This window comes from Salinimicrobium sp. WS361 (assembly GCF_050750585.1).
Lineage (GTDB): Bacteria > Bacteroidota > Bacteroidia > Flavobacteriales > Flavobacteriaceae > Salinimicrobium.
In genome coordinates this window covers 168,301-185,112 of the sequence record NZ_JBOJLM010000003.1, presented here as the reverse complement: position 1 = coordinate 185,112, position 16,812 = coordinate 168,301, and the positions used below count along the sequence as shown (strand labels likewise).

18 protein-coding genes are annotated in these 16,812 nt (G+C 41.1%); 11 read left to right on the top strand and 7 right to left on the bottom strand.

The annotated features are described in order from the left end of the window. Positions 1 to 101: 101 nt before the first annotated feature. Complete coding sequence (gene rpmH / locus ACQ93I_RS04245; protein ID WP_083961569.1) at positions 102 to 260, bottom strand: 50S ribosomal protein L34; 159 nt, start codon at positions 258 to 260, stop codon at positions 102 to 104. Between the two features lie 165 nt (positions 261 to 425). On the opposite strand from rpmH, the gene ACQ93I_RS04240 reads away from it, so the two are divergent. Next, positions 426 to 941 carry a tetratricopeptide repeat protein gene (locus ACQ93I_RS04240; RefSeq protein ID WP_431697292.1) on the top strand — a complete coding sequence of 172 codons (516 nt, stop codon included), beginning with the start codon at positions 426 to 428 and terminating at the stop codon, positions 939 to 941. Positions 942 to 1,088: 147 nt separating this feature from the next. Then, a complete protein-coding gene (locus ACQ93I_RS04235; protein ID WP_431697291.1) occupies positions 1,089 to 1,790 on the top strand; it encodes a TlpA family protein disulfide reductase in 702 nt (233 codons plus the stop codon). 69 nt (positions 1,791 to 1,859) lie between these two features. On the opposite strand, the gene ACQ93I_RS04230 is transcribed toward ACQ93I_RS04235, so the two are convergent. Further along, positions 1,860 to 2,786 (bottom strand): lytic transglycosylase domain-containing protein, encoded by a 927-nt coding sequence (locus ACQ93I_RS04230; RefSeq protein WP_431697289.1) that lies wholly within the window; start codon positions 2,784 to 2,786, stop codon positions 1,860 to 1,862. Position 2,787: 1 nt separating this feature from the next. Continuing rightward, positions 2,788 to 3,492, bottom strand: coding sequence for an alpha/beta hydrolase (locus ACQ93I_RS04225; protein ID WP_431697288.1), 705 nt, complete (start codon positions 3,490 to 3,492; stop codon positions 2,788 to 2,790). A 194-nt stretch (positions 3,493 to 3,686) separates the two neighbouring features. On the opposite strand from ACQ93I_RS04225, the gene ACQ93I_RS04220 reads away from it, so the two are divergent. Then, positions 3,687 to 3,986: an N-acetyltransferase gene (locus ACQ93I_RS04220; RefSeq protein WP_266067751.1), complete on the top strand. Its 300-nt coding sequence runs from the start codon at positions 3,687 to 3,689 to the stop codon at positions 3,984 to 3,986. Here ACQ93I_RS04220 and mtaB read toward each other — a convergent pair. The 3 genes from mtaB to ACQ93I_RS04205 form a co-directional block, all read right to left on the bottom strand. Beyond that, on the bottom strand, positions 3,983 to 5,317 hold the full coding sequence (gene mtaB, locus ACQ93I_RS04215; RefSeq protein ID WP_431697287.1) for a tRNA (N(6)-L-threonylcarbamoyladenosine(37)-C(2))-methylthiotransferase MtaB: 1,335 nt from the start codon (positions 5,315 to 5,317) through the stop codon (positions 3,983 to 3,985). The two genes, ACQ93I_RS04220 and mtaB, sit on opposite strands and share 4 nt — an antisense overlap. Before the next feature lie 187 nt (positions 5,318 to 5,504). Beyond that, positions 5,505 to 6,677 (bottom strand): GlmU family protein, encoded by a 1,173-nt coding sequence (locus ACQ93I_RS04210; RefSeq protein ID WP_431697286.1) that lies wholly within the window; start codon positions 6,675 to 6,677, stop codon positions 5,505 to 5,507. Positions 6,678 to 6,803: 126 nt separating this feature from the next. Further along, on the bottom strand, positions 6,804 to 7,055 hold the full coding sequence (locus ACQ93I_RS04205) for a type B 50S ribosomal protein L31 (protein ID WP_265162857.1): 252 nt from the start codon (positions 7,053 to 7,055) through the stop codon (positions 6,804 to 6,806). 171 nt (positions 7,056 to 7,226) lie between these two features. On the opposite strand from ACQ93I_RS04205, the gene ACQ93I_RS04200 reads away from it, so the two are divergent. The 7 genes from ACQ93I_RS04200 (at position 7,227) to ACQ93I_RS04170 (ending at position 14,219) form a co-directional block, all read left to right on the top strand. Beyond that, a complete protein-coding gene (locus ACQ93I_RS04200; RefSeq protein WP_431697285.1) occupies positions 7,227 to 7,757 on the top strand; it encodes a DUF4199 domain-containing protein in 531 nt (176 codons plus the stop codon). 10 nt (positions 7,758 to 7,767) lie between these two features. Then, positions 7,768 to 8,727 (top strand): glycosyltransferase family 2 protein, encoded by a 960-nt coding sequence (locus ACQ93I_RS04195; RefSeq protein WP_431697284.1) that lies wholly within the window; start codon positions 7,768 to 7,770, stop codon positions 8,725 to 8,727. 52 nt (positions 8,728 to 8,779) lie between these two features. Further along, entirely contained in the window at positions 8,780 to 10,510 is a 1,731-nt protein-coding gene (locus ACQ93I_RS04190; RefSeq protein ID WP_431697283.1) for a phospho-sugar mutase, read from the top strand. Positions 10,511 to 10,520: 10 nt separating this feature from the next. After that, on the top strand, positions 10,521 to 12,344 hold the full coding sequence (locus tag ACQ93I_RS04185) for an ABC transporter ATP-binding protein (protein ID WP_431697282.1): 1,824 nt from the start codon (positions 10,521 to 10,523) through the stop codon (positions 12,342 to 12,344). A 351-nt stretch (positions 12,345 to 12,695) separates the two neighbouring features. Continuing rightward, the gene (locus ACQ93I_RS04180) at positions 12,696 to 13,241 is read left to right on the top strand and encodes an RNA polymerase sigma factor (RefSeq protein ID WP_431697281.1); all 546 of its coding nucleotides are present in this window, start codon (positions 12,696 to 12,698) and stop codon (positions 13,239 to 13,241) included. 32 nt (positions 13,242 to 13,273) lie between these two features. Continuing rightward, positions 13,274 to 13,780, top strand: coding sequence for a hypothetical protein (locus ACQ93I_RS04175; RefSeq protein WP_431697280.1), 507 nt, complete (start codon positions 13,274 to 13,276; stop codon positions 13,778 to 13,780). A gap of 1 nt (position 13,781) precedes the next feature. Next, complete coding sequence (locus tag ACQ93I_RS04170) at positions 13,782 to 14,219, top strand: hypothetical protein (protein ID WP_431697279.1); 438 nt, start codon at positions 13,782 to 13,784, stop codon at positions 14,217 to 14,219. Between the two features lie 58 nt (positions 14,220 to 14,277). Here the strand turns inward: ACQ93I_RS04170 and ACQ93I_RS04165 are convergent, their stop codons facing one another. Then, positions 14,278 to 15,342 carry a WD40/YVTN/BNR-like repeat-containing protein gene (locus ACQ93I_RS04165; protein WP_431697278.1) on the bottom strand — a complete coding sequence of 355 codons (1,065 nt, stop codon included), beginning with the start codon at positions 15,340 to 15,342 and terminating at the stop codon, positions 14,278 to 14,280. A 74-nt stretch (positions 15,343 to 15,416) separates the two neighbouring features. Between ACQ93I_RS04165 and ACQ93I_RS04160 the strand changes: the two genes are divergently transcribed. Next, on the top strand, positions 15,417 to 16,634 hold the full coding sequence (locus ACQ93I_RS04160) for an RsmB/NOP family class I SAM-dependent RNA methyltransferase (RefSeq protein ID WP_431697277.1): 1,218 nt from the start codon (positions 15,417 to 15,419) through the stop codon (positions 16,632 to 16,634). Positions 16,635 to 16,812 lie beyond the last annotated feature (178 nt).

Here is a 16,812-nt window from a genome sequence, read left to right as displayed (position 1 = left end):
AGAAAGTCTTTGTATGGAGTTTGTAAAAATAGGAACCTACAGGGTATAAAAAAAGGCGTTACTTAAAAAGTAACACCTTTATTATTTTGAGGAATTATCATCTAGTGTTTATGCCTTTGCTCAGAGGAAACAGATAATTTCTTTCTACCTTTTGCTCTTCTACGAGCAAGCACCTTTCTTCCGTTAACACTTGCCATACGCTCTCTAAAACCGTGCTTATTTTTTCTTTTCCTCTTAGATGGTTGAAACGTTCTTTTCATGATAATTATCTTTAATCTTCTTTGAAATCGCTTTGAAAAATAGCTTTAAGACCTCCTCTTAAAACTGCGGGCAAATATACAAAGAGTTTTTACTTAGGCAAACCCTAAATTAAAATAATTACCAATTGTTTTTCTTACCTTTGCGGTTTTCAAAATTTACTGCAAATGTTCAATAAAATCTATAAACTAATTCTTACAGCCATTCTTGTTATTGTCGCAATCTGGCAATTTTTTGAAGGCAATATAGGGAATGGACTTTTCTTTTTACTTCTGGCAGGTATCTTTGTTTTTCTTTACTACAAGAATGAAATGATACTTATGGCCTTTTTGAGGCTTCGGAAGCAGGACTTTGCAGGAGCCAAAAAATGGCTGGATAAAATTAAAGATCCCGAGAAAGCACTCACAAACAAACAACAGGGATATTACTGGTACCTACACGGTTTAATGGTCTCGCAGACCAATATTACCCAGGCCGAAAAATTCTTTAAACGCGCTATAAAACTGGGACTCTCCATGAAGCAGGACCTGGCTATGGCAAAGCTGAACCTTGCGGGAATCGCTATGACTAAAAGGAGAAAAAGAGAGGCACAAATGTTACTTCAGGAAGCCAAAAAACTGGACAAACACAATATGCTTGACGAGCAAATAAAGATGATGAAGCAGCAGATGAAAAAGATCTAAAACTGCCTTTTTTGGCACCTCGTTTTAGAGAGGTCTTTCCTTTTCTTTCTTTGCTGTATTTCAACTATTTTACCCGCAGTTAAACGAGTTTATTTGAGCCGGGGCGCTGCATTCTGTAACTTAGTGCAGAATTTGGATTTCCGGCACATGCAGCGAGCTTTACTACTTCTTTTTACTTTATTTTTTTTCTTCCTGTCACATGCGCAGGAGGACGAGATAAGTTTTTCTGAAGCTCTTGCCATCCATCTCCCCAAATACAATAAACACGCAGATAAAGCTTACCGGGACAAAAATATAGCCCGTGCAGACGAGCTGTTCGATTCTCTTGTAAACTACGGACTCAAGGGCTCGGTACTTGACAACTTTAGGGTGACAAACCTGAAAAAGAAGAAGGTTTATCTCAACGAGTTTACAAAACCCGTCTATCTCACTACTTACGCCTCCTGGATCATTCCCACCGAAGGAGAAGTGCCGGCACTAAATAAATTAGCTGAAAAATACGGGGAGCAGGTAGACTTTGTTATCCTGTTCTGGGATAACTATGAGACCACTAAGAAACTGGCAAAAAAATACCACAGCAACATCCGCATCCTTTATGTGGATGAACTACAAAACAATAGCCCTTACGTGGTGAAAATGATGAAGCATTCGCTGGGCCTTCCAACTTCTTTCCTACTCAACAGTAATAAAAAAATCCTGGATATTAGAAGGAAACCTTCCCATCCCTATGGAATAGAATTCGAAAAATCTTTCGCCCTCAATTATGATTCGTTGTCGAGCGCGATTTCCCTTTTGTTAGTAAATAACAGCAGCCGCTATCTTACTGCGGAAAAGAACGTGTCCCCTTAGTACAAACAGCTCAAATGAATTGTTTTTTCTGAATTTGCTCTTCAGAATCACTCCAGCTTCATACCGTCTTTAAGGAGCTGGCGAATAATAACCTTCTTCAGGAAGTTCAATAAGGTATTCTTTACGCGAACTATTATTAAGATGCGCTTCCCTTAGCCAGGGATTATGTATTTTCAATACCTTATAATTGATCCCAAAGTTCTGGGCAAAGCGAGCAAAATCGCTCACTGCCGTATCTACTTTTACCTTATAAGAAGGTATATGCGGGTAAAGATCTTTTTGCCTGAAGTTAAAACCATACTGCGCCGGATTTTCCATGATCTCTTTTAAAGCAAGGATCCTGAAAATATATCTCCCGGTCTCCTCCCCCAGCAGCAGGTCGTAGTAATTCTGCACGTCCTGCCGTACCCTCTGCCGGTCTACTCCGTAATTTCCTGCATTATAGGCCGCCGCCGCAAGCGTCCAGTTTCCAAATCGCTCTTTTGACTTTTTAAAGTATTCGGCAGCAACATGGGTAGATTTCTCAATATTGTAACGCTCATCAACATTGTCATTGATCTCAAGGCCATACTCTTTCCCTGTGCTTTCCATGATTTGCCAAAAACCTCTTGCTCCTGCCGGAGAAACTGCATTGGTAAGGCTGCTCTCAATTACGGCTAAATACTTAAAATCATCTGGCACCCCGTGTTCAGCAAGAATTGGCTCTATTACGGGGAAATATTTATTCGCCCTCTTAAGCAACAAAAGCGTATTGGATTGCCAGTAGGTATTTACCAATAGTTCGCGGTCCATTCTTTCATGAACATCAGGAATTTCAACAGGCACCTCTTCTCCTGCAAACTCGAGGTCCTCGGGCATGGGCAAAGCATATACATTGTAGCCGTTAGCGATCTTCTTTTCCTGGTTTTCATCACTGGGTGCCTCCTGGACAGCATTAATACCCAAACCACAAACCACCAGCAAGCTTCCTCCTATTAATATGTTCTTCAGTTTCATCTCAAGTAAGTATTTCTTTTTCTTTATTTTTTTCCAGTTTCCCTGTATCGATGATTTCTTCAAGATGATCATTGAACCACCTGAACCTGTTAATAATCATCACATGCGTTCCTCCCTGCACGGTTATACAACCCTGTATGTACCTGTATGGAAAGATTTCATCTTTATCTCCATGTATATGAACTACATTGAGATAAGGCTCTTCCCTCTCCCAGCACACCATTTGCTTTATCGCCCAATCGAGATATCGCGTATCGGTGACAGAAAGGTATTTTTTGTAAAGCTTTGCTCTTTTTTTGGTAAAATCTCCTACCGCAATTTTTTCCAGGGCATCTACGTAACGCACAAGGGAAGTGGGCAAAATTCTAAAAGCCCCGGTACATCGCGCAAACCTCATTCGCCTGGGCAGCTCCTTTTCGCTTTTTACGCTCGAGATGATAATCACCCTTCGCACCTCTATGAGCTGTGCCATTTCCTGAACAATAATCCCGCCAAAAGACACTCCTATGAGCACCGGGTTTTTGTGTTTTACTTTTTTACACAGGCGTTTGCTGTATTCCCTTAAACTTTCTTTTGGCTTTGGGAGCACCCAGTCAAGCCAGTGAATCTCAAACCTGTCTTCAGGCAAGGCGATCATTTCAAAAATAGTAGGGTTGGCTGCCAGGCCGGGCATACAATAAACATGAATAAGTGAGTCTTTCACCATACTTTAGCAGGTTCTACAGCCGTAATGTGCTCAAAAATCGTTAACTTTACGTTCAAATTTAAGGGAAATTACGCGCTTCAGATCAACATTTAATTATAAAATTTCCCTCAAAGGCTTCGGCCCTCTCAGCCAGTATAAGCTCTATAACTTTTAAAAGTGGCTGATATTTTGATACTCTAACTAAAAACATACATATGGACCCTCAGCTATCTGTTAATGACAATGAATTTCTTCGTCAATTTGAACTTCAGGTCGAAGGAGATTTAGCCAAAATTGAATATGCGAACCAGGATCGCAAGATTTTTTTGACCAAACTCGAAATGAGCGAAGAGCTCAAAGAAAAAGGATATTTAGAACCTTTTATAGAAAAAGTTCTTGACCTCATAAAGGAACGGGAAATAAGGGTAATGCCCACCAGCCCCACCATTGCGCGATTTATGCGTAAAAACCGCCGAAAGTACAAAGGTATGCTGCCCGTGGGCATTAATATTTAAACTACTGCCTTTTCTTCGACATAAGAGAAACGAACAATTCCATCTTCTCCTATTTCCTGCAGCTCTACCTGGTGAAGCGTGTTTACCAGTGCAGGATCCCAGGGAGTTTTCACCTTTACATAATTCTCGGTAAAGCCATGGATATACCCCTCTTTATTCTCTCCCTCAAAAAGTACGGTTTTTGTCTTGCCTAATTGAGTCTCATAAAAAGCGCGCCTTTTTTTAGCAGAAAGTCCGCGCAGCATTTTACTCCTTTTTTTACGCACCTTTAAAGGCACCACTGCATCCATTTCTGCCGCCGGAGTATTTTCTCTTTCTGAATAAGTAAACACGTGGAGATAAGAAATATCCAGCTCATTCAGAAAATTATAGGTATCAATAAAATACTCATCGGTTTCTCCGGGGAATCCAACGATCACATCTACGCCAATACAGGCATTGGGCATTACTTCTTTGATCTTTGTTACCCGGTCTACATAAAGCTCTTTCATGTACCTGCGGCGCATTGCCTTAAGCACTTCATTGCTCCCGCTTTGAAGCGGAATATGAAAATGAGGCACAAATGCCTTGCTCTGCGCAACAAAATCTATAGTCTCGTTCTTCAGCAGATTTGGTTCTATTGAAGAAATTCTAAGTCTTTCTATTCCTTCTACAGTATCCAGACCTGTTACCAGATCAAGAAAAGTATGTTCGTGTTTCTTGTTTCCAAACTCTCCTTTTCCGTAGTCTCCAATGTTAACACCGGTGAGTACAATCTCTTTAATTCCTTTCTCACTTATCTTCTTTGCATTTTCCAGCACGTTCTCTAAAGAGTCACTTCGGGAAATACCCCGTGCCAGTGGAATTGTACAATAAGTACATTTGTAGTCGCAACCATCCTGCACCTTCAAAAATGCTCTTGTGCGATCTCCAAAAGAGTAAGAACCCACATAGAAATCTGCTTCCTCTATTTCACAGGAATGCACCTCTCCCATGTCATTTTTGGTGAGGTCATTAAGGTAATTGGTAATCTTGAATTTTTCGGTAGCACCAAGAACCAGGTCTACTCCATCTACAGCCGCAAGTTCTTCGGGCTTTAACTGGGCATAACACCCTACAGCAATCACAAAAGCGTTTTCATTCGCTTTTTGCGCCTGCTTCACAATGGTTTTGAATCTTTTATCGGCATTATCAGTTACCGAACAGGTATTAATCACATATATATCGGCCGCTTCACTAAAATCTACTCGTGCAAAACCTTCATCTTTAAAAGATCGGGCAATGGTAGAGGTTTCAGAAAAATTAAGCTTGCAACCCAGGGTGTAAAAAGCAACTTTTTTGGGATCTTCCATTTCTTCTCATTCATCATTCCGAAAGACAACCTTCAGAATTTCAGTTAAATATAAAAGCCTCTAAAAATGACATTTTAGAGGCTGCAAAGATACCAACTTTAATTCAATGAACAATTCCCTGAATCAACGATCAATTAACAGGAATATATATTTACAAGTACTGTTACTAAGCACTAAATACTAAAAATTAATCCCGCCTGTATTGTTTCGTGTCTTCAAAGACCTGTTCTAAAATAGCTTTATCCTCTTCTGAGAATTCCACCTCTTTTCTTTCCATTACCTTTTCGGCTACTTCAAAGGCTTTTGAGGTTTGGTAAGTTGTTGCGCCCCCGCTTCCGCCCCAACTAAAACTGGGCACAAAATTCCGCGGAAAACCAGCACCAAAGATATTGGCACTCACACCCACCACAGTGCCTGTGTTGAACATGGTATTGATACTGCATTTACTGTGATCTCCCATCATGAGTCCGCAAAACTGAAGTCCTGTATGCGCAAATCTACCCGTGGCATAATCCCACAGGCGCACTTCGGCATAATTGTTCTTTAGATTTGAAGTATTGGTGTCGGCACCAAGGTTGCACCACTCACCCAGCACAGAATTGCCCAGGTAGCCGTCATGACCTTTATTTGAGTATCCAAAAATGACAGAATTATTCACTTCTCCCCCAACTTTAGAATGTGGCCCCACTGTAGTTGAACCGTAGATCTTAGCACCCATCTTCAGCACAGCGTGATCTCCTAACGCAAATGGCCCCCGCACAATGCTTCCTTCCATAATCTGGGCATCTGCTCCAATATAGATAGGACCTTCAGAAGCATTTAAAATAGCACATTCTACCTTTGCCCCCTCCTCTAAAAAGACATTTTCGGGTGCTATTACCTGATTTGTGGAAGATAACTTCTGACTGCTACGATCCTGAACAAGTAGTTCAAAATCGGTAGTAATAGCTTCACCATTCAGCCTAAAGATGTCCCATGTATGCTCCACAACCACCGGCTTTCCTTCAAGCTCAATATGCTTGCAGTCGTTAAAATCTACTTCCTGCTCTTCATATGAATGAAATGCCACAACATCTTCCTCGTAAAAAATCCCTTCGCCGGGCTGCAGATTCCTCACCTGCTCCACAAGTTCGGGCGTGGGAATAAAGGAAGCGTTTATCATAACGTTCTCTTCCATCTCTACCATTGGCCACTTTTCTGAAAGATAATCTTCGGTAATTGTAGAAGTAGTGGTATTTAAATATCTCTCCCATTTTTCCCGAATGGTCAGGATCCCAACTCTTATTTCGGCCACGGGGCGGGTAAAAGTAAATGGCAGCAAATGGGAACGGGCAGAACCGTCAAAGAGAATATAGTTCATTTGTTTTCTTTTTGAGCCAAAAGTACAGTTTTTTAAAAAAACACATGAAATTTTAAAAAAGTATAACAAAAAAAGCCTCCCTGTAAGGAGGCTTGTAAATTATTGTAAATTATAATGACGCTAAAATTACTTTTTGAACTTCGCGTATTTATTTTTGAACTTGTCAATACGACCGGCAGTATCCAACAATTTGGCTTTCCCGGTGTAGAAAGGGTGAGAAGTTCTGGAGATCTCCAACTTCACCAAAGGATAATTCTCACCATCAACTTCAATAGTTTCTTTTGTGTTCGCGGTAGATTTGGTGATAAAAACCTCGTCATTTGACATGTCTTTGAAAGCTACCAATCTATAATTTTCCGGATGGATTCCCTGCTTCATCTCTTTATTCTTTAAAATCTTGTAATTTTTTCGAGCTGCAAATTTAAATAATTTTTCTAAATCAACAAGTATTTCTTCTCTAATTTTCAGCCTTAAAGAAACCAAGTGTACGAGTGTAACGTTTTGTTATCTTTGCTTACTAACCGTAATTAACCAACAAATCTAATAATAATGGAAACACAACAAGCAAAAGCGGGTAAATTTGTTCTTAATTATGGTCTTCTTCTGGGAATCGCCCTGGTAGTAGTAGGCGTTATTATGTACGTCACCAACAACCACCTCGCTCCCCACTGGTCTTTCACCGTTATTACCCTGGCACTTCTTATAGCATTTATGGTGTATGGAATTAAAGCATTTAAATCTGAAAATGGCGGCTTCCTTAGCATGGGCGAAGCTATTAAGGTTGCAGTGGGTATAGGACTTATTGCCGCTATTATTGGCGGTATTTGGTCTATTGTTCTTTCTACAGTAATTGAGCCCGACTACATGTCACAAATGATGGAGATGCAAAGAGAGCAAATGACAGAACAATTTCCTGGTATGAGCGAAACCCAAATTGATAATGCCTTAGAAATGGGTGCTACTTTTCAATCTCCATGGATTATCTTTGCCAGTGGCCTGGTGATGTATATGTTTGGAGGATTAATTATAGGATTGATCGCCGGACTCATCATGAAGGAAAAGAGGCCTTACGAAGTATAAACACACTTGAATGCAATTATCTATTGTCATCCCTCTTCTTAATGAGGAAGAATCTTTAAATGAATTATATAATTGGATCGCATCGGTGATGCGGTCCAATTCTTTTTCTTACGAGATCATCTTTATCGATGATGGTAGCACCGATAATTCCTGGAAAGTAATTAGAAAGATTGCTGCGGAAGATGCAGGAGTTAAAGGAATCAGGTTTAATCGCAACTACGGAAAGTCTCAGGCTCTCCATGTGGGATTTGATAAAGCTGAAGGCGACGTAATCATTACCATGGATGCCGACCTCCAGGACAATCCTGAAGAAATCCCTGAATTATATCACCTTATTACCAAAGAGAATTTTGATCTTATCTCGGGCTGGAAAAAGAAGCGTTACGATGCCGTGCTTACTAAAAACCTCCCTTCAAAATTGTTCAATGCAGCAGCCCGAAAAACCTCTGGCCTTAAGCTGCACGATTTTAACTGCGGACTAAAAGCCTACCGCAAAGCTGTAGTAAAGAATATTGATGTTTACGGCGAGATGCACCGTTACATTCCGGTACTGGCTAAAAACGCCGGCTACTCGCGTATAGACGAAAAAGTAGTACAGCACCAGGCAAGGAAATACGGAAAAACAAAATTTGGAGCCGAGCGTTTTATTAACGGTTTTCTTGATCTCATCACCATTTGGTTCCTGTCAAGTTTTGCCCGCAGGCCCATGCATCTTTTTGGCGCCCTGGGCGTGCTCATGTTCTTCTTTGGTTTTCTCTTTGCAGTCGCTATTGGTGCCTCCAAATTATACAAGCTTTACCAGGGCTTGCCCAGTATCCTGGTGACCGATAATCCGTGGTTTTACATCTCCCTTACCACAATGATCCTGGGTACATTACTCTTCATTGCAGGCTTTTTGGGCGAATTGATCTTAAGAAGCAGTAGAGACAAAGAACGCTACCGCATTAGCGAAACTACAGGAGAGATTTAACGGGCTTTACCACATAAATCCTTATTTTTGTTACTGAAAAAAAACTTTTAGCATGAGCTATTACGATATAAAAACACGAGCAGAATCATGGTTAAATCCTGAATTTGATAACGAAACCCAACTTCGAATTAAAGAACTCCTGGAAAAAGATCCAGATGAACTGAAGGAAAGCTTTTATAAAGACCTTGAGTTTGGGACAGGAGGAATGCGTGGTATTATGGGTGTTGGCACCAACAGGATCAATAAATACACCCTCGGTAAAAACACCCAGGGACTTTCAAATTACCTTAAAACACAATTTCCCGAAGAAGATATTAAAGTGGTAATTGCATACGATTGCCGCCAAAACAGTCGGGAACTGGCACAGGTGGTAGCCAATGTCTTTTCGGCAAACGGTATTAAAGTTTTTCTTTTTTCTGAATTACGACCTACGCCCGAACTTTCATTTTCAGTAAAACACCTCGATTGCCACTGCGGAATTGTTCTAACCGCATCTCACAATCCCCCCGAATATAACGGATACAAAGTATACTGGCAGGACGGTGGCCAACTGGTGCCACCACAAGATAAAGAGATCGTGGAAGAGATTGCCAGCCTGCAGTATTCCGAAATAAAATTTGAAGCCAATAAAGATCTTATTGAACTTATAGACACCAAAATTGATAAAGCTTTTGTGGAAGCATCTGTCAAAAATGGCAGTTTTGACACCTCACAGGAAGCCAAAGACAACCTAAACATCGTCTTTACTTCTCTTCATGGTACCGCTATAAAGCTCAATCCAAAAGTTCTGGAAGCCGCCGGTTACAAAAATGTTCACATTGTACAGGAACAGGCTGAGCCAGACGGGACTTTCCCCACTGTTGCATCTCCGAACCCCGAAGAACCTGCAGCCCTAAAAATGGCTTTAGAAAAAGCCAAAGAAATTAATGCCGATATTGTTATAGGTACAGATCCCGATGGAGATCGCCTTGGAGTGGCCGTAAGAAACCTTGAAGGTGAAATGGAACTCTTAAACGGAAACCAGACCATGCTGGTCATGACCTGGTTCCTGCTGGAGCAGTGGAAGAAGCAAGACAAAATTAAAGGCCGTGAATTTGTGGGTTCAACCATTGTGTCTACCCCCATGATGAGAGTTGTGACCGAAAGTTATGGCGTGCAGTACAAAGAAGGGCTTACCGGCTTTAAATGGATCGCAAAAATGATCAAAGATAACCCCAGTCTCAACTATATAGGAGGCGGGGAAGAGAGCTTTGGGTTTATGGTTGGTGACTTTGTACGTGACAAAGATGCCGCTACCTCTACCCTTCTGGCCTGCGAAATAGCCGCTCAAATGAAAGCTGAGGGAATTTCGTTCTACGAAAAACTACTCGAACTTTACACAGAGTTTGGTTTTTATAAAGAAGAATTGATCTCCCTTGTCAAAAAAGGTATAGACGGTGCCGAGCAAATCAAGAACATGATGGTGAGCCTGCGAGACAATCCGCTGTCTGAGATCAATGGAGAGAAAGTTGTGTTGGTTGAAGATTATGAAAGTTCAAAAGCTTTTCATTATGACCTTACAGACACCAGGATGGAGACCCTTGATGTTCCAAAGTCCAACGTGTTGATATATTACACTGAAAACGGAACCAAAGTTGCTGCCCGCCCCAGCGGAACCGAACCAAAGATCAAGTTCTACATCAGCGTGAATGCTCAGTTGGATAGCGTAAGCGATTATGAAAAAGTTGAACAAAACCTTTCAGAAAAAATTGCTGCTGTAAAATCAGATTTAAAACTGGCTTAAGCCACCCTACATGAATTATTTTAAGAGAATTATGAGGTTCGCGATCCCCTATAAGAGGTTCGCGATCCTCAACATTATTTGCAATATTTTCTATGCGCTCTTTAGCACCATGTCTTTCCTGGCGCTCATTCCTGTTATCCAGATCCTGTTTGACAAGACTAAGAGAGTGGCAGTAGAACCGCGCTGGGCCGGGCTGGGAAGTATAAAAGATTATGTGGTTGATTTATTCAACTATGAAGTAACCCGTCGCGTTAATGAAGATGAAGTCACTGCCCTATTATTTGTCTGCGGAATTGTTGTAATCCTTTTCTTCTTAAAGAACCTTTTTGGATACCTGGCCGCGTTCTTCATCACTTTTCTTCGGAATGGGGTGCTGCGCGATGTTCGAAACGCTATTTATGACAAGATCCTGGTGCTACCGGTTTCCTATTTTTCTGAAAAACGAAAAGGTGACACCATTTCCCGAATTACTGCCGATGTGAATGAGGTGCAAACCTCCTTTCTATCCATCTTAGAATTGGTTGTTCGTGAACCCCTCACAATTATCTTTACCATCACGGCCATGCTTATCATGAGCCCTACCCTCACGGTTTTTGTGTTTATTTTTCTGCCTATATCAGGATTTGTAATTTCTGCAATTGGTAAAAAACTTAAAAGCAAATCCAACCAGGCGCAAGAAGAGAATGGCTATTTTCTTTCTCTGGTAGAAGAAACCCTGTCGAGCCTAAAAATTGTAAAAGGGTTTAATGCTGAAGAAAAATTCAGGGATAAATTTCACGATTCTACCAATAGGCTTAAAAGGATACTTGACAGCTTGTTAAACCGCCAAAACCTTGCCTCACCTACAAGCGAATTTTTGGGGATCTTTGTAATTGTGATCATCCTCTGGTTTGGAGGAAATATGGTACTGGTTGAGGGAACCCTTGATGGCGCCACCTTTATTGCATTTATGGGATTGGCCTACAACATTCTTACCCCCGCAAAACAAATAAGTAAAGCGACTTACAGTGTTAAAAAGGGAGATGCTGCGGCAGAAAGGATCTTTCATATTCTTGATACTAAAAGCACGATTATAGATTCAGAAAATGCCATCGAAAAAAGCCATTTTGAAGAGGTAATAGAAATTGATAATGTTTCCTTTAGATATGAAGAAGAAAATGTACTGAAGAATTTCAGCATTTCTGTACCTAAGGGATCTACTGTTGCTCTTGTAGGACAATCGGGAAGTGGAAAATCTACCATTGCCAACCTGGTCACCCGCTTTTATGACGTAAACGAAGGATCTATTAAGATCGACGGTATTGATATTCGGGAAATGACAAAAAAATCGCTGCGGAATTTAATGGGACTGGTTACTCAGGATTCTATCCTCTTTAATGATACCATTCGTAATAACGTAGGGCTTGGAAAAGACAATGCGACCGATGAAGAGATCATTGATGCCTTAAAGATTGCCAACGCCTGGGAATTCGTCAAAGATCTACCTCAGGGTCTTCAAACCAATATTGGAGACAGTGGGAATAAATTGAGTGGTGGTCAAAAGCAACGGCTTTCTATTGCACGTGCAGTATTGAAAAATCCGCCAATCATGATCCTCGATGAAGCCACCTCGGCCCTTGATACCGAAAGCGAAAGACTGGTTCAAAAAGCCCTGGAAAACATGATGAAGAACAGGACTTCTATTGTTATTGCCCACAGGCTTTCAACCATCCAAAATGCAGATCACATCGTGGTGATGCAAAGAGGCCAGATTGTAGAGCAGGGAAAACATGAAGAACTGTTGACCAAAAAAGCTGTTTATCACAAACTGGTAGAGATGCAATCATTCGAGTAAAAGCTTTTAAGAATATTAAAAGAGAGGTCTCAAAAATGCCATTTTTGAGACCTCTCTTTTTTGTAGGATACATTTTAAAACAAAAAAAATGGATGAGTAGGTCATCCATTTTTTAAAATCTCCGTACCACTTGGGGGAATTGTGGTATAACGGTTCTTAAATTGGGGGCAAAAAAGATCACTTTTTCACGATGTGAAGATACTACAAAAATTGACATAAAAAAATAATTTGTGTATTTTATCCTATATTTTGTGTATTTCATCGATATTCATGCCTTTCCTTATACCTTCAGCCTTTTGTGGTAATTAAGGATTTCCTGCTATCTTTACCGGCTTAAAATTGTGGTGCCTTTTGAGTTCTTCCGAAGAAAAATTAGTTTCCCAGCTTCAGGATCCAGAATCCAGAAATGCGGCGTTTCGGGAGTTACTGCAACTCTACCAGGAACGCCTGTACTGGCAGTGCCGCAATATTGTGAAGAATCATGAAGACGCCGATGATGTTTTGCAAAACACCTTTATAAAGATCTTCAGGAACATTGATAAATTTAAAGGTGATAGCCAGTTATTCTCCTGGATGTACCGCATCGCTACCAATGAGGCCATTACCTTTTTAAACAACAGAGCCAAAAAGCAACAAATAAGTTCAGAAGATCTTCAGCAAAAAATCATTGAAAATCTTGAAAACGATGTATTCTTTGAAGGTGATGAAATTCAGTTAAAGTTACAAAAAGCCATTGCCACCCTTCCGGAGAAACAACAACAGGTTTTTAACATGAAGTACTTCCAGGAATTGAAGTATAAAGAAATTTCTGATATCTTAGGTACTTCCGAAGGTGCTTTAAAGGCTTCATATCACCATGCCACCAAAAAAATTGAAGAATTTTTAAAACAGACTTAAACCTTTGGGAGAATTTTCAGTCAAATAATTAAATGAAAAAGAACGGGTTACCATATCACAACACATCAGGATTTAAAGTTCCGGAAGGTTATTTCCAGGACTTTGAAGCCCGTATGATGTCTCGCGTGACCGAAGATGAAAAGAACTTTGGCGACAATCCCTTCAAGGTGCCCAACGATTATTTTGAGCATCTTGGCGACAGGGTATTTGAAAAGATTGAAACTCCAAAAGAAGGAAAGGTCATTCCTCTTTTTAACAGGAAGATTTGGTCTTACGTTGCCAGTGTTGCAGCAGTGGTGGCCATTTTATTTAGCACCGTGATTTTTAACGACAGCAGCGAAGTAGGCTTTGAAGACCTAAACATTACCGCCGTTGAAAATTACCTTTTGGAATCGATTGATACAGACAACCCAAACGAGACCGATTTTGCACCTTATGAAATAACTGCTTCGGCAAACCCCTATATTGATAAAGAAGCCCTGTATGAATATCTCAATGAGAATATTGAAGAACCGGCGCTTCTACTTAATGAAAACTAGCATGAAAAATATTTTATTTATGATCCTCTTCCTTACTGCCGGCTTTTATGCCGAAGCACAGGACAGGGATGGGCACCGCGAGAAGATAAAAGCTCTCAAAACAGCCTATATTACTGAAGGGCTTAATTTAACGGCCCAGGAAGCCCAAAAATTTTGGCCTCTTTACAACGAATATGTTGATAAGCGCAGGGATTTGTACCGCCAGGAGAGAGCCGAAGTTGAAAACATTGAGTGCATTACCGAAGACAGGGCCAATGCCAAACTCGACGAGTACGTGTCTCTTGAACGTGAAGATTACCTCTTAAAAAAGAAATATTACAACGATCTCAAACAGATCTTTAGCGCCCGCAGAATTATGCAGTTAAAGAAAGTTGAAGATGAATTTAATCACAAGATGATGCTGGAGTATCGCCAGCGTAAAGATTCAAATAATAAATAGTTTTTTGGTTGGTTAGTTGAAATGATCCGGTTGCCGAAAGGCGCCGGATCATTTATTTTTACCTGAATTTTAATTTTGCCAGCCTGTTCTTTCCTGCCGCGTAAGCAATGCTGTCATTTAGAAATCGGATAGTGTAAAACCCTTCGGGAGAAAGTTCTTTCCAGCTCTGGCCGGCATCTTTGGAATACGAGATACCTGTAAATCCTACAGCCACCATTTCCTTGCCATCACCGCCGGGAACGTAACGTACACTGCTTTTATAACCGGGATCCTGGTCATCGGCAATTAGGTTCCAGGTCTTGCCGCCATCATTCGAGATTGCTTTGTTTCCGGAATTTTCTTCGGGGGCCGTATAATCTCCTCCAATGATCACGCCTTGTTGTTCATCATAAAAATCCATAGCGTAGCCGCCCTGGGTGTTTTTTCCCTGCACCAGTGGCGTATCGAAAACTTCCCAGGTTTTTCCTTTATTGGGTGTAAAATAAACTCTTGACCTTGCTCCTCCCGAAAGTATCCAGGCCTTCTCCCCTTCTACCGCAATGTTTGCATTGCTCGCTGCAAAGGCCGCTTCGCCTTCGGCAGCTTTTGGTAGTAGATCGCAGGGAAGTTTATTCCAGCTCTTCCCGCCGTCGCGGGAAATTATTACTGAAAGACAATTTTCCACAGGATCGCCCATCGCTATACCTTCTTGATCATTCCAAAAGGTCATGGCATCATAAAAGACCTTTTCACCTTCTTCTTTATATACCAGTTCCATTTGTCCGCTGTCGCCAGTTTTGTACAAAAGCGCCGGATTTGCAACGCTCAGCATAAAAAAATCTTCGGAAGTCCCTGCCACAGCCCTAAATTCGGGAGCAATCGAATCATACTGCTGCCGGCTTACCCGCACCTCATCTTTAGCCGAATTGTAAATACCATAAGCCCCGTTTGATCCCGCAAAGGCCAAATCTTCTCCCATGATCTCAATAGCCCTGATGCTGATGGAATCCTCGAGCAGCATGTCAATCTCGACTTCAGTAAAAGCTTGCCGCTCTCTGGTCAAAACCTCCTGCTGTTGTTCATTTTTAGGATCTGATTTACACCCGATTATTAATATAAAAAGAAGAAAAACTATACGCTTCATAACCTGAATTTGAAGGTAAAGATAGATTTTTCCGAAGTTTAAAAAGCTTACCTTTGCGCCTTTAAATAAAATTTATGCGCTTATACAGAAATTTGGTCTTTGCTACCGTTGATGCCCTTAGTGAAATATTTAATGAAGGAGCTTATGCCGATAAGGTGATTGAAAAAACACTTAAACGCGATAAACGTTGGGGTGCCCGGGACCGAAGCTTTATTGCTGAAACTACATACGACATTGTTCGCTGGAAAAGGCTTTACTCAGAAATTGCTGAAGTTAAAGCTCCATATTCCCGGGAAAATCTTTTCAGGTTATTCGCTGTTTGGGCGACATTAAGAGGAATCGAAATTCCGGCCGACTGGAAGCAGATAGAACCTGTTCCTACCCGCCGTATCAAAGGTAAATTCGACGAATTAAGCAAGATTAGAAAGTACAGGGAATCTGTGCCCGACTGGCTGGATGAAATGGGCGTAAAAGAGCTTGGTGAAGAAACCTGGGAAAAGGAAATCCATGCCTTGAATGAGCAGGCTCCCGTGATCCTTAGGGTAAATACGCTCCAAACTACAAGGGAAAAATTAAAACAGGAGCTTCAAAAAGAGGAGATTGAAACCGAATTTTTGGAAGGCTATCCCGATGCCCTGCAACTCAAGGAAAGAAAGAACGTGTTTAGGACAGAAGCCTTCAAAAATGGCTTTTTTGAGGTCCAGGATGCTTCTTCTCAACTGGTTGCCCGCTTCCTTGGTGTAGAACCGGGAATGCGTGTGGTTGATACCTGTGCCGGTGCCGGCGGAAAGTCTTTGCACCTCGCAGCCTTGATGGAAAATAAAGGTCAGTTGATCGCTACAGATATTTACGGCAACAAACTGAAGGAGTTGAAGCGCCGTGCCCGTCGGGCAGGAGCTCACAACATTGAACCGCGGGTGATAGACTCTTCAAAAGTGGTAAAAAAGCTCTACGGAAGTGCAGATCGTGTTCTTATAGACGCACCTTGTAGCGGCCTGGGCGTTTTAAGCCGAAATCCCGATGCAAAATGGAAGCTGCAACCGGAATTCATTGAGACCATCAGACAAACCCAGGAAGAGATCCTGAAGCAGTACTCTAAAATGGTAAAAAATGGCGGTAAAATGGTATACGCCACCTGTTCTATTTTACCTTCAGAAAATGAAGCGCAGGTAAAGAAATTTTTGGCTTCCGAAGAAGGAAAGGATTTCAGCCTGGCAAAAGATCAGAAGATCTTATCCAGCGAAACCGGATTTGACGGCTTCTACATGGCACTTCTGGAAAAGAAAAAATAATTCGGACCCATTAATATTCCTATTATCCTGCATTTTATTAAACGAAATGCAGGATTTTTTATTTAAACTGTTTCCAAAATGCTGAAAAGTTGAGGAATTTTACCATTACTTAATATAATGAACGGGAAATAAACTTTAATTTTGCGACAATCGAAAACCAATAACATTTAAAAAACTA

What these genes read in the sequence shown, in the direction of transcription:
- rpmH (WP_083961569.1), bottom strand. Translation starts at nt 260, where the DNA reads ATGAAAAGAACGTTTCAACCATCTAAGAGGAAAAGAAAAAATAAGCAC.
- ACQ93I_RS04240 (WP_431697292.1), top strand. Translation starts at nt 426, where the DNA reads ATGTTCAATAAAATCTATAAACTAATTCTTACAGCCATTCTTGTTATT.
- ACQ93I_RS04235 (WP_431697291.1), top strand. Translation starts at nt 1,089, where the DNA reads ATGCAGCGAGCTTTACTACTTCTTTTTACTTTATTTTTTTTCTTCCTG.
- ACQ93I_RS04230 (WP_431697289.1), bottom strand. Translation starts at nt 2,786, where the DNA reads ATGAAACTGAAGAACATATTAATAGGAGGAAGCTTGCTGGTGGTTTGT.
- ACQ93I_RS04225 (WP_431697288.1), bottom strand. Translation starts at nt 3,492, where the DNA reads ATGGTGAAAGACTCACTTATTCATGTTTATTGTATGCCCGGCCTGGCA.
- ACQ93I_RS04220 (WP_266067751.1), top strand. Translation starts at nt 3,687, where the DNA reads ATGGACCCTCAGCTATCTGTTAATGACAATGAATTTCTTCGTCAATTT.
- mtaB (WP_431697287.1), bottom strand. Translation starts at nt 5,317, where the DNA reads ATGGAAGATCCCAAAAAAGTTGCTTTTTACACCCTGGGTTGCAAGCTT.
- ACQ93I_RS04210 (WP_431697286.1), bottom strand. Translation starts at nt 6,677, where the DNA reads ATGAACTATATTCTCTTTGACGGTTCTGCCCGTTCCCATTTGCTGCCA.
- ACQ93I_RS04205 (WP_265162857.1), bottom strand. Translation starts at nt 7,055, where the DNA reads ATGAAGCAGGGAATCCATCCGGAAAATTATAGATTGGTAGCTTTCAAA.
- ACQ93I_RS04200 (WP_431697285.1), top strand. Translation starts at nt 7,227, where the DNA reads ATGGAAACACAACAAGCAAAAGCGGGTAAATTTGTTCTTAATTATGGT.
- ACQ93I_RS04195 (WP_431697284.1), top strand. Translation starts at nt 7,768, where the DNA reads ATGCAATTATCTATTGTCATCCCTCTTCTTAATGAGGAAGAATCTTTA.
- ACQ93I_RS04190 (WP_431697283.1), top strand. Translation starts at nt 8,780, where the DNA reads ATGAGCTATTACGATATAAAAACACGAGCAGAATCATGGTTAAATCCT.
- ACQ93I_RS04185 (WP_431697282.1), top strand. Translation starts at nt 10,521, where the DNA reads ATGAATTATTTTAAGAGAATTATGAGGTTCGCGATCCCCTATAAGAGG.
- ACQ93I_RS04175 (WP_431697280.1), top strand. Translation starts at nt 13,274, where the DNA reads ATGAAAAAGAACGGGTTACCATATCACAACACATCAGGATTTAAAGTT.
- ACQ93I_RS04170 (WP_431697279.1), top strand. Translation starts at nt 13,782, where the DNA reads ATGAAAAATATTTTATTTATGATCCTCTTCCTTACTGCCGGCTTTTAT.
- ACQ93I_RS04165 (WP_431697278.1), bottom strand. Translation starts at nt 15,342, where the DNA reads ATGAAGCGTATAGTTTTTCTTCTTTTTATATTAATAATCGGGTGTAAA.
- ACQ93I_RS04160 (WP_431697277.1), top strand. Translation starts at nt 15,417, where the DNA reads ATGCGCTTATACAGAAATTTGGTCTTTGCTACCGTTGATGCCCTTAGT.